This window comes from Mesorhizobium sp. RCAM 05104, assembly GCF_059683645.1.
The window spans coordinates 158,414-172,737 of sequence record NZ_CM185033.1; the positions used below are offsets into that span (position 1 = coordinate 158,414).

General features: G+C 62.9%; 12 protein-coding genes and 1 pseudogene. 2 read left to right on the forward strand and 11 right to left on the reverse strand.

Annotated features, from left to right (window positions below):
* Positions 1 to 84 precede the first annotated feature (84 nt).
* The 6 genes and pseudogenes from AC56QP_RS00825 to dusB all read right to left on the reverse strand — a co-directional run bounded on the left by AC56QP_RS00825 (position 85) and on the right by dusB (position 8,443).
* Positions 85 to 948, reverse strand: a complete 864-nt coding sequence (locus AC56QP_RS00825) for a D-amino-acid transaminase (RefSeq protein WP_489861279.1) — start codon at positions 946 to 948, stop codon at positions 85 to 87.
* Between the two features lie 97 nt (positions 949 to 1,045).
* Positions 1,046 to 2,407: a nitrogen assimilation response regulator NtrX gene (gene ntrX, locus AC56QP_RS00830; RefSeq protein WP_091586409.1), complete on the reverse strand. Its 1,362-nt coding sequence runs from the start codon at positions 2,405 to 2,407 to the stop codon at positions 1,046 to 1,048.
* Entirely contained in the window at positions 2,397 to 4,685 is a 2,289-nt protein-coding gene (locus AC56QP_RS00835; RefSeq protein ID WP_489861278.1) for a sensor histidine kinase NtrY-like, read from the reverse strand. Before AC56QP_RS00835 ends, ntrX begins: the two co-directional genes overlap by 11 nt.
* A gap of 132 nt (positions 4,686 to 4,817) precedes the next feature.
* Positions 4,818 to 6,278 carry a nitrogen regulation protein NR(I) gene (gene ntrC, locus AC56QP_RS00840; RefSeq protein ID WP_091586407.1) on the reverse strand — a complete coding sequence of 487 codons (1,461 nt, stop codon included), beginning with the start codon at positions 6,276 to 6,278 and terminating at the stop codon, positions 4,818 to 4,820.
* On the reverse strand, positions 6,275 to 7,417 hold the full coding sequence (locus AC56QP_RS00845) for a two-component system sensor histidine kinase NtrB (RefSeq protein ID WP_256754564.1): 1,143 nt from the start codon (positions 7,415 to 7,417) through the stop codon (positions 6,275 to 6,277). The genes ntrC and AC56QP_RS00845 overlap by 4 nt, the downstream gene beginning before the upstream one ends.
* Positions 7,414 to 8,443: pseudogene (gene dusB, locus AC56QP_RS00850) on the reverse strand (tRNA dihydrouridine synthase DusB). Before dusB ends, AC56QP_RS00845 begins: the two are co-directional and overlap by 4 nt.
* A 140-nt stretch (positions 8,444 to 8,583) precedes the next feature.
* On the opposite strand from dusB, the gene AC56QP_RS00855 reads away from it, so the two are divergent.
* Positions 8,584 to 9,813, forward strand: a complete 1,230-nt coding sequence (locus AC56QP_RS00855) for a bifunctional 2-C-methyl-D-erythritol 4-phosphate cytidylyltransferase/2-C-methyl-D-erythritol 2,4-cyclodiphosphate synthase (protein ID WP_489861276.1) — start codon at positions 8,584 to 8,586, stop codon at positions 9,811 to 9,813.
* Positions 9,810 to 10,319 (forward strand): CinA family protein, encoded by a 510-nt coding sequence (locus tag AC56QP_RS00860; protein WP_489861275.1) that lies wholly within the window; start codon positions 9,810 to 9,812, stop codon positions 10,317 to 10,319. Before AC56QP_RS00855 ends, AC56QP_RS00860 begins: the two co-directional genes overlap by 4 nt.
* Here AC56QP_RS00860 and AC56QP_RS00865 read toward each other — a convergent pair.
* From AC56QP_RS00865 to AC56QP_RS00885, 5 genes are all read right to left on the reverse strand, one after another.
* Positions 10,295 to 10,753 carry a type II toxin-antitoxin system RatA family toxin gene (locus tag AC56QP_RS00865; protein ID WP_489861274.1) on the reverse strand — a complete coding sequence of 153 codons (459 nt, stop codon included), beginning with the start codon at positions 10,751 to 10,753 and terminating at the stop codon, positions 10,295 to 10,297. The genes AC56QP_RS00860 and AC56QP_RS00865 overlap by 25 nt on opposite strands.
* A 12-nt stretch (positions 10,754 to 10,765) precedes the next feature.
* A complete protein-coding gene (gene lipA / locus AC56QP_RS00870; protein WP_489861273.1) occupies positions 10,766 to 11,731 on the reverse strand; it encodes a lipoyl synthase in 966 nt (321 codons plus the stop codon).
* A gap of 136 nt (positions 11,732 to 11,867) precedes the next feature.
* A complete protein-coding gene (locus AC56QP_RS00875) occupies positions 11,868 to 12,125 on the reverse strand; it encodes a GlsB/YeaQ/YmgE family stress response membrane protein (protein ID WP_019858028.1) in 258 nt (85 codons plus the stop codon).
* A gap of 102 nt (positions 12,126 to 12,227) precedes the next feature.
* Positions 12,228 to 13,673, reverse strand: coding sequence for a dihydrolipoyl dehydrogenase (gene lpdA, locus AC56QP_RS00880; RefSeq protein ID WP_489861272.1), 1,446 nt, complete (start codon positions 13,671 to 13,673; stop codon positions 12,228 to 12,230).
* 12 nt (positions 13,674 to 13,685) lie between these two features.
* Positions 13,686 to 14,321 carry an SGNH/GDSL hydrolase family protein gene (locus AC56QP_RS00885; RefSeq protein ID WP_489861271.1) on the reverse strand — a complete coding sequence of 212 codons (636 nt, stop codon included), beginning with the start codon at positions 14,319 to 14,321 and terminating at the stop codon, positions 13,686 to 13,688.
* Positions 14,322 to 14,324: the final 3 nt, after the last annotated feature.

Below are 14,324 nucleotides of genomic sequence, written 5' to 3' on the forward strand. Positions count from 1 at the left end.
ATGTCAAGCGCGCAAACACCGTCTTGTCGTCAGTAACGACAAGCAGAACGAGATATATTGATGTTCATTCCACCTGTGCGGTTATCAGGCTGGACTTTTTTCCGCAATGTCAAAAAAGGCTTGCCGCAACGAAAGTGTTATGGAGCCGGGGTGGCCATTGGCGACCGGATCGCCGTCGATGGCCACGACCGGCATGGCGATTGTCGTTGCCGAGCTGATAAACGCCTCGCGCGCCGCCTTGGCCTCGGCGACGGAAAAGCCACGTTCTTCGATCTTCAAGCCGAGCCTGGCCGCCACTTCAAACATGGTCGTGCGGGTGATGCCGCGCAGGATGCCATGTTCGGCCGGCCTGGTGACCAGGACACCATCCCGGGTGACGATCCAGGCGTTGGACGATCCACCTTCCTTGACGGTGCCGTCGCCGTCGACGAACCACGCCTCCTGCGCACCGGCTTCCTTCGCCTTCTGCTTGGCCAATACATTGGGCAGCAGTCCAACGCTCTTGATATCGACCCGGTCCCAACGATTCTCCGGCACGGTAATGACCGCGATACCGGTTTCGGCCCGCTTTGCTCCGGCAGCGGGATCGGCCTTCCTGGCGGTCACCACCAGGGACGGCTTGGTATCCGCCGACGGGAAGACAAAGTCGCGGCTGGCGACGCCGCGCGTGACCTGGACATAGACCAGGCCGTTGGCGACATGATTGCGGTTGACCACTTCGCGCATGATGATCGGCAACACACCTCGCGTGACGGGCCAGGCGATCGACAATTCGGTCAAAGACCGATTGAGCCGCGCAAGGTGGCGCGGCATGTCGACGATGAAGCCACGCGCTACTTCGCAGACCTCGTAGACACCGTCGGCGAACTGATAGCCGCGATCCTCGATATGTACGGAAGCGTCGGCGTGAGTGACGTAGCGCCCGTTGACATAGGCAATGCGCGGCATCGGCGACCCCTGGAAATCTATCGGGCTTTCTTATGCGATTCCGCCGCTTGCGTAACCGGCAAATGCTTGGCCCAGGCGCGGCCGACTAGACTTAGCGTCAGACGCCCAGCGACTTCAGCTTGCGATGCAGGGCGGAGCGCTCCATGCCGATGAACTCGGCGGTTTTCGAGATGTTGCCGCCAAACCGGTTGATCTGGGCGATTAGATAGTCCTTCTCGAACTGCTCACGCGCCTCGCGCAGCGGAAGCGCCATGATGTGCTGGTCGGATTGATTCGGCGTGCGCGGCATGACATCGCCGATCTCGGACGGCAACAGGTCGGCGGTGATCGGCGCATCGACATCATCGCCGCGCGCCAGGATCATCAGACGCTCGACATTGTTGCGCAGCTGGCGGACGTTGCCCGGCCAGTTGTGCGCCTGCAGCACGGCCAGCGCGTCGTCGCCGATGCGACGCGGCTTGATGCCGGCCTGGCGGGCGATCTGCTTCATGAAATTGTCGACGAGATAGGGAATATCCTCGCGCCGCTCGGCCAATCCCGGCACCATGACCGGAACCACCGCCAGGCGGTGATAGAGATCCTCGCGGAAACGCCCGTCGGCAATCATCGCCTCCAGGTTCTGCGAGGTCGAGGAAATGATGCGGACATCGACCTTGACCCGCTTGGTGCCCCCTACCCGCTCGAACTGCTGCTCAACCAGAACGCGCAGGATCTTGTTCTGCGTCTCGCGTGGCATGTCGGCCACCTCGTCGATGTAGAGAATGCCTCTATGGGCCTCCTCGAGCGCGCCAACCTTGCGCTCGACGCCGTTCGATTCGGTGCCGAACAGCTCGATCTCCATGCGTTCAGGCGTGATGTTGGCGGCGCTCAGCGTCACGAACGGCCCGCCCTTGCGCGCCGACAGCGTGTGGATGGCGCGCGCGGCCAGTTCCTTGCCCGAGCCGGAGGGGCCGATGATCATCACGCGGCTGTTGGTCGGCGCGACGCGCTCGATGGTCTGGCGCAACTGACTCATCGCCGACGACATGCCGATCAGATCGAAGGTTTCGCCGCTGCGCAGCTTGAGGTCGGAAACCTCGCGCTTCAGTTTCGAGGTTTCGAGCGCCCGCTCGGCGATCAGGATCAGCCGGTCGGCCTTGAAGGGCTTCTCGATGAAATCATAGGCGCCACGGCGGATGGCGGAGACCGCCGTTTCGATGTTGCCATGGCCCGAAATCATCACCACCGGCAGGCTTGGGTGCATCGTCTTGATCTCGTCGAGCAGCGCCAGCCCATCCAGTCGCGAGCCCTGCAGCCAGATGTCGAGGAAAATCAGCCGCGGCGCCCGGTCGGCGATCGCCGCCAGCGCGCTGTCGGCATCGAAGGCCGTGCGGGTTTCGTGGCCCTCGTCGCTCAGGATGCCCGCGACGAGTTCACGGATGTCTTCCTCGTCATCGACGATGAGAATATCAGACGCCATTACCGACCTTTTCAGTTTCTCTTTCGTTTTCCGTCCTGCTTTCGCCGCGCTGCGGCGTGGCTGCGGCGGCCGGGGGCAGGATGATGCTGATCATCGCGCCCCGCCCATTGTGGAAATCCGCGGGCGCGTCATGAAGTTCCAGCCTGCCACCATGGTCCTCCACTATCTTCTTGACGATAGCGAGACCGAGCCCGGTGCCCTTCTCGCGTGTTGTCATATAGGGCTCGAGCAGCCGTTGACGATTCTCGCGTGGCAGGCCCTTGCCATTGTCGATGACGTCGATGCGAATCGCGCCATTCTGGCGCCCGGCTTGAATCCGGATTATGCCGTGCGAACCGTCCTTCTGTTCCACTCCATCGATCGCTTCGGCGGCGTTCTTGATCACATTGCCGAAAGCCTGCGCCATCAGGCGGCTGTCGAACGTGCCCTTGAGCGGCTCGTTGCCGAACACGCGTTCGAAAGCAATGTCAGCGCGGCTGACTTCGACCAGGAACGAAGCCTCGCGCAACGATTCGCGCAGGTCGATGGCCTTCATCTCGGGCTTTGGCATGCGCGCGAAAGCCGAGAATTCGTCGACCATGCGGCCGATATCCTCCACCTGCCGGATGATTGTGTCGGTGCACTGATCGAAAATCTCGCGATCCTCGGTGATGACCTTTCCGAAGCGTCGCTTGATGCGCTCGGCTGAAAGCTGGATCGGCGTCAGCGGATTCTTGATTTCATGCGCGATGCGCCGCGCCACGTCTGCCCAGGCGGAGGAGCGCTGGGCCTGAACCAGATCCGTGATGTCGTCGACCGTCACGACATAGGATTTTTCCCCCGTACCGTCGTCGCCGGCCTCGATGGTGATCTGCACGTTGAAGGTCCGCTCGGCGCCGGCGCGGTAGAAGGTCACCTGTTCCCGGTAGACAGGCTTGCCTGACTTGCGGCCGATCTCGAAGACGCGGCCGACATGCGGCAACACGGCGGACAGGTTCTGTCCAAGCGCGGCGCTGGCGGACAATGCCAGCATCGCCTCGGCCGAGCGGTTGACGATGGTGACGATGCCGTAGGGATCGACACCGATGACGCCGGCGGTGACGCCGGCAAGCACGGCCTCCGAGAAGCGGCGCCGCTCATCGATCAGGTCCTTGGCGGACAGGATCTCATTGCGCTGTGATTTCAGTTCCAGAAGCATCTTGTTGAAGGTGTCGCCGAGCGAGGCGACATCGCCATCCGAAGGCCTGACGGGAACCGCAACGTCGAGATTGCCGGTCGCGACCTCATCGGCGGCGCCTATCAGCTGACGAATGGGCCGCACCAGACGGTCGGCGACGGCGATACCAGTCCAGATGGCCGACAGGATGATAATCAGCGTCAGCGACAGATAGGGCAGCGCGAAGGCCACCTGCGAGGTGCGCCTGTTATCTTCGAGACCGCGATACTCGTCGGTATTGGATCTGACGATCTGCCGCGCCTTGATCACTTCGGGGTCGACGAGCCTAATGGTGTAGAGATAGAGCCCCTCGATCTCGCGCAGCTTGACGATGGCGCCCATGATGTTGCGCGTTTTCGGCTCGATCAGCACCGGCTTGCCGTCGGCGGCGCTGGCCACGGCGCCTTCCGGCGGCTCTGGCATGGCGAAATCCGTGTCGGTCTTGGCGCTCATGACAAAGGAACCGTCCGGCTTGATCAGCGCGGCATGAGCCAGCGACCGGCCCACGGCTTCCTTGTTCATCAGATCGAGAAAGCCAGTGCGATCAAGGCCATAGAGCGTACGCGACGCATCGAGATCATAGGCCATCGACAGCGTCGTGCCCTGGAGGTTACGGGCATTTTCCTGGACATAGGCGTCGGCGATCGACAGCGACGAATTGACGATCGTCTTGGTGCGGATCTCGAACCAGCGGTCGAGGCCGATATCGAGCGTGATCGAGGCGATGATCGCCACCATGATGGCGGGAATTGCGGCGACCAGCGCAAACATGGCGACGATGCGCACATGCAGCCGCGAAGCGGCCTTGCCGTGTCGGCGCGCCATCAGAATGCGATGGACCTCGCGTCCGACGAGCGCGATGAGGAAGAGGACGAAAGCGGCATTGAGGGCAATCAGCGCCAGCGTCGTCGACTCGTTCGGCGTGATCGGCGTGGCGCCAACGAGGATGGTGAACGAGATCGCCGCCGTGACCAGCGCGCCCGCGACCGCGACGATGCCAGGCAGCGCAAGCAGCCGGCGCCCGTCGCGCGCGCCGGGTTCGCTGAAAAGCGGTTCGTTGAGAGTCGGTGCCTGCGGAACCATGTCGCCGTCTAGAGCCAGTGATTGCGTCGGATGTATGCAACGCATTGTGGCGATTATGCAACAAGTGTGGCCGCGACGGAAATCTTTCGCAGTCCGTCCCCCGAAAAGAACCTGAGCTCGGATCCGGGCTGCTCAGGACTGCCGCGATGATTTGTAGACGTTGACGCCGAGTTCCCGAATCTTCTTGCGCAGCGTGTTGCGGTTGAGCCCTAGCAGTTCGGCGGCCTTGATCTGGTTGCCGCGGGTTGCCGTCATCGAAGCCAGAACCAGCGGATATTCGACCTCGGACAGAATGCGCTGATAGAGGCCCGCAGGCGGCAATTCGCCGGCAAACGATGCGAAATAGCGTTGCAGGAAGTGCTCGACCGCCTGGCCAATGGACAGGTCGTCGGGGATGAGGTTGCCGCCGCCCGGCACCACGGGGCGTTCGCCGGTCTTGAGCTCCGCCTCGATGATCTCGGCGGAAATCTCGTCCTGCGAATAGAGCGCGGCCAGCCTTCGAACGAGGTTTTCCAGCTCGCGCACATTGCCTGGCCACGGATAACGCTTCATCAATTCGATGCCGCCGGAAGAGATGCGCTTGGTCTGCAGACCTTCCATCTCGCCCAGCTTGAAGAAGTGCCGGACGAGATCGGGCACGTCCTCGGAGCGCTCGCGTAGCGCCGGCAGCCTGAGCGGCACGACGTTGAGGCGGTAGAAAAGATCCTCTCGGAAAAGCCCCTGATTGATCAGCGTGCGCAGATCCTTGTTGGTGGCGGCGACGATGCGCACGTCGGTCTTGATCGGCGTGCGTCCGCCGACCGTCGTGTACTCGCCCTGCTGCAGGACGCGCAGCAGGCGTGTCTGCGCCTCCATCGGCATGTCGCCGATCTCGTCGAGGAACAATGTGCCCCCCTCGGCCTGTTCGAAACGACCGGTGGAACGGTTCTGCGCGCCGGTGAAAGCGCCCTTCTCGTGGCCGAACAGTTCCGACTCGATCAGGTCGCGCGGGATCGCCGCCATGTTGATGGCAACGAACGGCCCGCCACGACGGCGGCCATATTCATGCAGCGCTCGTGCCACCAGTTCCTTGCCGGTGCCGGATTCGCCCGAAATCATCACCGTCAGGTCGGTTTGCATCATGCGCGCCAGCATGCGGTAGATGTCTTGCATGGCCGCCGAGCGGCCGACCAACGGCATCGCGTCAGGCTGTTCTTCCGGCCGCGCATCGATCTTCGGCCGCCGCGGCTCGGAAAGCGCCCGGTTGACGATGTTGAGGAGTTCGGTCAGGTCGAACGGTTTCGGCAGATATTCATAGGCGCCGGTTTCGGACGCGCGAATCGCCGTCATGAAGGTGTTCTGGGCGCTCATGACGATGACCGGCAGCTCCGGCCGCGCCTTCTTGATGCGTGGCAGCATGTCGAAAGCGTTCTCGTCTGGCATCACCACGTCGGTGATGACCAGATCGCCCTCGCCCGCCGCCACCCAGCGCCACAATGTCGAGGCGTTGGAGGTGACACGCACCTCATGGCCGACTCGCGACAGGGCCTGGTTGAGGACCGTGCGGATCGCCGCATCGTCGTCGGCGACGAGAATATTGCCGCGAACCGTCATTTGCGGTCTCCTTCACCGTCTTCATCGGCACCGAATGGTGTTTCCTTCCAGGCCGGCATCAGGATGCGGAAGGTGGTTCCGCGCGGTGTCGATTCGCATTCGATGATGCCGCCATGCTCGCCGACGATCTTGGCGACCAGCGCAAGCCCCAACCCAGAGCCATTCGGCTTGGTGGTGATGAAGGGATCGAAGAGGATCGGCAAGATATCTTCCGAGACGCCGGAGCCATTGTCGCGCACGCAGAATTCCAGCGGCAGTGATACTCGGTCCTGCGTGCCCGGAACGGAAACGCGGATGCCCGGCCGGAAGGCGGTCGATAGGACGATTTCGCCCTGCGGGTCGCTGCCGATCGCCTCTGCGGCGTTCTTGACCAGGTTGAGGAACACCTGGATGAGCTGATCGCGGTTGGCAAACACTGGAGGCAATGATGGATCATAATCCTCCAGGATCTTGATCCTTTTAGCAAAACCGTTCTTGGCAATTGCCTTCACATGGTCGAGCACGACATGGATGTTGACGGGATAGCGATCGATCGGCCGCTCGTCGGAAAACACCTCCATGCGGTCGACCAGCGACACGATGCGATCCGTCTCGTCGGTGATCAGCCGGGTCAGCGCACGATCCTCGTCGGACGCAGAGAGTTCGAGCAACTGGGCGGCGCCCCGGATGCCGGAGAGCGGGTTCTTGATCTCATGGGCAAGCATCGCCGCCAGGCCGGTCACCGAGCGCGCGGCGCCGCGATGCGTCATCTGCCGGTCGATCTTGTCGGCCATAGACCGCTCCTGGAACATCACCACGACGGAGCCCGGAAATTCCGGCACTGGCGCGACGTAGAGATCGACGACCTTCTCAATGCCAAGCCGCGGCGACGACACGTCGACACGATACTCGTTGACCGGGGCCCGGCGCTCGCGCACCTGATCGACCAGCGTCAGCAGCGGGCTGCCAAAGGGAATGAGTTTGGACAGTGTGTTGCGGGCGAGCATTGTCGCGCTCGAGCGAAAGAAGTCCTCCGCATCGGCGTTGGCAAACGTGATGAACCCTTCCTCGCTGATCATGATCACCGGGCGACGAATGGTGTTGAGCACGATCTGGGCGGCATCCGCCATTTCAGCACCCTGGCCAGCGGCGGCGTTCATGCGGCGCTCCGCAGGTTCAATGGTTGCGGATCGCGCGAAAAAACATCACGCAGCAAGGCAATGACGCGGGCGGGCTCGAACGCGGTCAGTATCGCCTTTCGGCTGTCGTCAGCGACAACGCCGGCATGGCGATCGAGATACCAGCCGAGATGCTTGCGGGCCTGGCGCAGGCCGCTTTCGACGCCGTAGAGCGTCAGCATATCCTCGTAATGGGAGATGACATAGGCGGCCAGCGCCGTCGGGTCTTGCGGGAGGTTGGTCGCCGCCTCGCCCGTCGCGGCGGCCGCGATGCTGCCCGCGACCCAGGGTGCGCCGTAGTGAGCGCGGCCGACCATCACCGCGTCGGCGCCGGACTGATCGAGGATTGCAGCCGCTTGCGCCGGGGAGCAGACATCGCCATTGGCAACGACGGGGATGGACACGGCTTCCTTGACGCGCGCTATGGCGCGCCAGTCGGCCTTGCCCTGATAGAACTGGCAGCGCGTGCGACCGTGCACGGTGACCATCTTGACACCGGCCTGTTCGGCGCGGCGCGCCAGCATTGGCGCGTTGAGCGCGCCTTCGTCCCAGCCCAACCGCATCTTGACCGTCACCGGCACTTCGACCGCACCGACCACGGCTTCAATCAGCGACAATGCATGGTCGAGATCCAGCATCAGCGCCGAGCCGGCATAGCCGCCCGTCACCTTCTTGGCCGGGCAGCCCATGTTGATGTCGATGATGTCGGCGCCCTCGCCGGCGGCGATCTCGCGCGCCCTCGGCCATGTGCGACGCCTCGCGGCCGGCAAGCTGCACCATATGGACAGGCAGGCCGGAATGACGGATGCGCAGGTCGCAACCGGCCCTGCCCTTTGCGAGCTCGCCACTGGCCACCATTTCGGACACGACAAGGCCCGCGCCATGCCCATGGGCGCGCTGCCGGAACGGCTCATCGGTAATCCCCGACATCGGAGCGAGGAACACGCGATTGCGGATTCTCACGCCGCCGACGTCGAGAGGCGCGGCCAATTTGGTCAAGTTAACCATGCACAAAAACCAAGCATGTTCATTCGTTGCACATTCTCTAGCCAGAACCGCTGCAATGTGCAACGCGGAATGACGCCACATTAAGGCGCAATTGGGAAAATGCTGGCCTTCGGCTTTGGCCGCGACTAGGACCAAACGGCATGACTGACGCAAGTGAAAATCACGCTTTGGGCGCGGGTGATAAGGTCGCGGTGGTGATCGTCGCGGCTGGCCGTGGCGCGCGCGCCGGCCAGGCCAATGGACCGAAGCAATATCAAGGCATTGGCGGTCAAGCCGTCATCGCGCATACGCTGGAGACATTCTTGGCTCACCCGCGAACCGGCGTGGTCGTTGTCGCCATTCATGCCGACGACCACAACTTGTTCCAGCAAGCGGCGGGCGTCAACGCTGAGCGGGTCAGCGTCGTCATTGGCGGGGCGACAAGGCAGGCATCGGTCCGGCTCGGGCTGCTTGCGCTGAGAAGCCACGCGCCAATGCGGGTTTTGATCCACGATGCCGTCCGTCCGTTCGTCGACGCGGACCTCATAGAGCGCACGATCGCAGCCATCGGCGAGCGCGAGGGCGCGCTGCCCGCCCTGCCCGTCGCCGATACGCTGAAACGCGAGTCGGCCACCGGCGTGGTCGGAGAAACCGTTTCCCGCAGCGGGCTTCACGCAGCGCAGACGCCACAAGGTTTTCCGTTCTGGCCAATCCTTGCCGCCCACGAGAAAGCTCATCAGCTGGGGAAAGCGGACTTCACCGACGACGCCGCGATCGCCGAATGGGCGCATATTCCGGTAAAGATCGTCCCGGGCTCGCCGGACAATGTCAAACTCACCTGGGCACGGGACATAGCCATGGCGCACCACCGACTTTCGAGCGAGCGGGCACGCTTTCCTGACATCCGGACAGGCAATGGCTACGATGTCCACGCCTTCGAACCCGGCGACCACGTCACCCTGTGCGGCGTCGCCATTCCGCACGGCAAGAAACTGTCCGGCCATTCCGACGCCGATGTCGGGCTGCACGCCTTGACCGACGCGCTGCTGGCGACCTGCGGCGCCGGCGATATCGGCACGCATTTCCCGCCGTCCGACCCGCAGTGGAAAGGGGCTGCGTCGCGGATATTCGTCGAACACGCAGCGAAACTGGTGCGCGCGCGCGGTGGCCGTATCGCCAATGCCGACATCACGCTGATCTGCGAGGCGCCGCGCGTCGGCCCACATCGCGAAGCGATGACGGCCGCCTTGTCGCAGATGCTGGGAATTTCGGCGGACCGCATCTCGGTCAAGGCGACAACCAACGAGAAGCTCGGTTTTGTCGGCCGCGAGGAAGGCATAGCGGCGATCGCCACCGCCAGCGTGGTTTTCCCCGGCGAGGTGCCAGAGTGAGCAACAACGATCTGGCAAATGCCCTGCTGCAGGCCTGCCAGAAGCGCGGCATCATGCTGGCGACGGCGGAAAGCTGCACGGGCGGCATGATCATCGCCGCCCTGACCGATATCGCCGGCTCTTCCGCCGTGGTCGATCGCGGCTTCATCACCTATTCGAACGAAGCCAAGATGGACATGCTCGGCGTTTCCGCCGCCACGCTTGACACGCATGGCGCGGTTTCCCGCGAGACGGCGATTGAAATGGCAAAGGGCGCGCTAGACCGTTCGCATGCCGGTTTGACCCTGGCGGTCACCGGCATCGCCGGTCCCGGCGGCGGTTCGGCGGAAAAGCCGGTCGGCCTGGTCTGGTTCGGACTTGCCGTGGCAGGCCGGCCGGTTGTCGCCGAGCGCCAGCTTTTCGCAGACAAGGGCCGCGATTTCATTCGCCGCGAAACGGTCAGGCACGCGCTGGAACTCGGCTTGCGCGCGCTTGGCCAGCATCAACCCGACGGCGCAACGCCATAGATGACGTCGGCACGCTTCTCGAAGGCTTCGGCGAACATGCGGAAGGCGCGATCGAACATGGTTCCCATCACCGCGCCAAGAATGCGGCTCTTGAACTCGTAATCGATGAAGAAGCGGACGGCGCAGCCGCCGCCGTCAGGTTCGAAACGCCACACATTGCTCAGATATTTGAACGGGCCGTCGATGTACTTCACGTCGATGGTGTTCTCTTCGGGCTTCAGCAGCACCTGCGTCGTGAACGTTTCGCGGATCGCCTTGTAGCCGATGCTCATGTCGGCGAGGAGAACGGTGCGTCCGTCGCGCTCCTTGCGCGAGCGAACCGTCAGTGCTTCGCAAAGCGGCAGGAATTGCGGATAGGCCTCGACATCGGCAACCAGTGCAAACATCTGCCGAGGCGTGTGGGAAACACGGCGGGTGGCTTCAAATTTCGGCATGAAACCAGCGAGTTAAGCTGATTTCTTGAGCAGCGCTTCGCGCGCCGCGCGCAGCCGGGCGAAATCGTCGCCGGCGTGATGCGATGAGCGCGTCAACGGGCTTGACGCGACCAGCAGGAAGCCCTTGGTCCGGCCGATCGTTTCGAAGGACTTGAATTCCTCGGGGGTGACGAAGCGGATCACCGGATGATGCTTCTTCGACGGCTGCAAATACTGACCGATGGTCATGAAGTCGACATTGGCCGAACGCAAATCGTCCATGAGCTGCAGGATTTCGTTCCGCGCTTCGCCCAGCCCCACCATGATACCGGACTTGGTGAAGATCGACGGATCGATTTCCTTGACCCGCTGCAGCAGCCTGATCGAGTGGAAGTAGCGGGCGCCCGGCCGAACCGTCAGATAGTTCGACGGCACGGTCTCGAGATTGTGGTTGAAGACGTCGGGCTTGGCCGCCACGACGATCTCCAGCGCGCCTTCCTTGCGCAAGAAGTCTGGCGTCAGGATTTCGATGGTCGTCGATGGCGTCGCCGCCCTGATGGCGCGAATGACTTCGGCGAAATGCTGGGCGCCACCATCGGCGAGATCGTCGCGGTCGACCGACGTGATGACGACATGGGTCAGGCCCATCTGCTTGACCGCATGGGCAACGCGGGCCGGTTCATCGGGGTCGAGCGCGGTCGGGATGCCGGTGGCGACGTTGCAGAACGCGCAGGCGCGCGTGCAGATCTCGCCCATGATCATGAAGGTGGCGTGCTTCTTTTCCCAGCACTCGCCGATGTTCGGGCAACCGGCCTCCTCGCAGACAGTCACAAGCTTGTTCGATTTCACGATCTCGCGCGTCTCGGCATAGCCTTTCGAGACCGGCGCCTTGACGCGGATCCAGTCGGGCTTGCGCAGCACCTCTTGGTCAGGCTTGTGCGCCTTCTCGGGATGCCGCAGCCGCGGCGCATTGGCGATCGTGTCGAGGACAGTGACCATCAGAACCCTGGCTTTTCTCGCGACCGCCCGCCGGCGATCGCCACTTCAATGTCATCTAGGACTTTTCAGCACAAAGAAAAAGGCTGCAACGGCGCATGCCGCTACAACCGTTTTCGCATAGCCGGACCCGTATCGACTAGCGGCGCACCAGGCGACCGACCCAGATCAGCAGGCAGGCGCCGATGAAACCAGTGATCAGATAGGCGGTCCAGCCGACACCGAATGGGCCGAAATTGAGAGCCTGCAGGATGGCGTTCAACACGACCGCGCCAACGATGCCCATGATAATGTTCATGAAGATGCCGGTGTTGCTCTTCATGACCATTTCGGCGAACCAGCCTGCCAGGCCGCCGATGATGATGGCTGCGATCCAGCCGACGCCGTTCAAGTGCATATGCCCTCTCCTTGTTCGATGGGTGAAAACGCATCCGCAAACGAACACCCTTGCCGTCGAGCTCTCGCAGCTTGCGCGTTTGAGTCTCGTTCGACAAATCTATCATGCGTTCAGCGCGCGGCCATAGGCGTCAAGCACGCTTTCCTTCATCATCTCCGACAGTGTCGGATGCGGGAAGATGGTGTGCATCAGCTCCTCCTCGGTCGTTTCGAGGTTCATCGCCACGACAAAGCCCTGGATCAGTTCTGTCACTTCGGCGCCAACCATGTGCGCGCCGAGCAACTGACCGGTCTTCTTGTCGAAGATGGTCTTGATGAAACCCTGGTCCTCGCCGAGCGCGATGGCCTTGCCATTGGCGGCGAACTGGAAGCGCCCGACGCGGATGTCCTTGCCCTCGGCCTTGGCCTTGGCTTCGGTCAGGCCAACGGAGGCGACCTGCGGGTTGCAGTAGGTGCAGCCTGGAATCTTGAGCTTGTCGATGGCATGCACGCCGGGGAAGTTGGCGATCTTTTCCACGCACACCACGCCCTCGTGCTCGGCCTTGTGGGCAAGCATCGGCGGACCCGCGACGTCGCCGATAGCGTAGATGCCGGGCACATTGGTCTTGCCATAACCGTCGACGACGACGCAGCCGCGGTCGGTCTTCACGCCAAGCGCTTCAAGGCCGAGATTCTCGATGTTGCCCTGCACGCCGACGGCCGAGATCATGCGGTCGGCGGTGATCTTCTCGACCTTGCCGTCCTTCATCTCGACATGCGCGGTGACAGAATTCGCGCCCTTCTCGACCTTGGTCACCTTGGCTTCGAGGATAATCTTCATGCCTTGCTTCTCGAACTGCTTCTGGGCGAACTTCGAGACTTCGGCGTCCTCGACTGGCATCACTGCCGGCAGCAACTCGACGACCGTCACCTCGGCGCCCATGGTGCGGTAGAAGGAGGCGAATTCGATGCCGATGGCGCCCGATCCCATCACCAGCAGCGACTTCGGCATCTCCTTCGGCACCATGGCTTCGAAATAGGTCCAGATCAGCTTGCCGTCAGGTTCGATGCCGGGCAGCGCGCGCGGCCGGGCGCCGGTCGCCAGGATAATGTGCTTGGCGGTGTAGGTGCCCTCGCCCTTGACGCCTTTCGGCACCGGAGGCTGCGGCTCCATCGGCTTCTTGGCCGTGTTGGACACGACGATCTCGCCGGGCTTGGAAAGCTTGGCTTCGCCCCAGATGACATCGACCTTGTTTTTCTTCATCAGGAAGGCAACGCCGCCGTTGAGCCGCAGCGAGACCTTGCGCGAGCGGTCGACCACGGCCGATGTGTCAACGCTGACCTTGCCGTCGAGCTTCAGCCCGTAATCCTTCAGATGATCGGAATAGTGCATGATCTCGGCCGAGCGCAGCAGCGCCTTGGTCGGGATGCAGCCCCAGTTGAGGCAGATGCCGCCGAGATGCTCGCGCTCGACGATCGCCGTCTTGAAGCCAAGCTGGGCGGAACGCACCGCCGTGACGTAGCCGCCGGGGCCCGAGCCGATGATGATGACGTCGTAGTTCTCAGCCACGGTCTTTCTCCTTTACAGTTCCAGCATGACGCGCACGACCGATGTCAGCGCCTTGCCGATGTTTCGCGTGTTTTCGGCATCGAGGTGGACGCCATCGAGAGGGGTGGTTTGCGCCACCGTGCCGGCATCGAAGAAGCCGCAGCCGGCTTCGTCGGCGAGCGCCGCATATTGGGGCGCAAGCTGTTGCGACGCCGCGTCGCCGCCGGCAAACATTTCCTTGAAGTCGGCATTTTCGGTGCGGCTGACGACAGGCGGCGAAACGATGAGTATCTGCGGCGCCGGCCAGTCGAACGGATAGTCGTGGCCACGCACGATGTCGATCAGCCGTTGGATGCCTTGCTTGGCCGCGACCGGATTGCCGTGGATCCACGGCTTCATGTCGTTGGCGCCGAGCATGATGACGATCAGGTCGAGCGGCGCGTGTGTCGTCAGCACCGTTGGCAGCACCCTGGCGCCGTTGCGATCGGCTCCGGCCAGGTGATCGTCAAAGGCGGTGGTGCGCCCATTGAGGCCGTCAGCGATGATCTGGACGCCGCCGCCGACGCCAGCCTGCAGCACACTCGGCCAGCGGTCCTGCAGCGCATGACGGCCACCTTCGGCGTTGTAACCCCAGGTCAGCGAATCGCCGTAGCAAAGAACCGTCTTCATCCG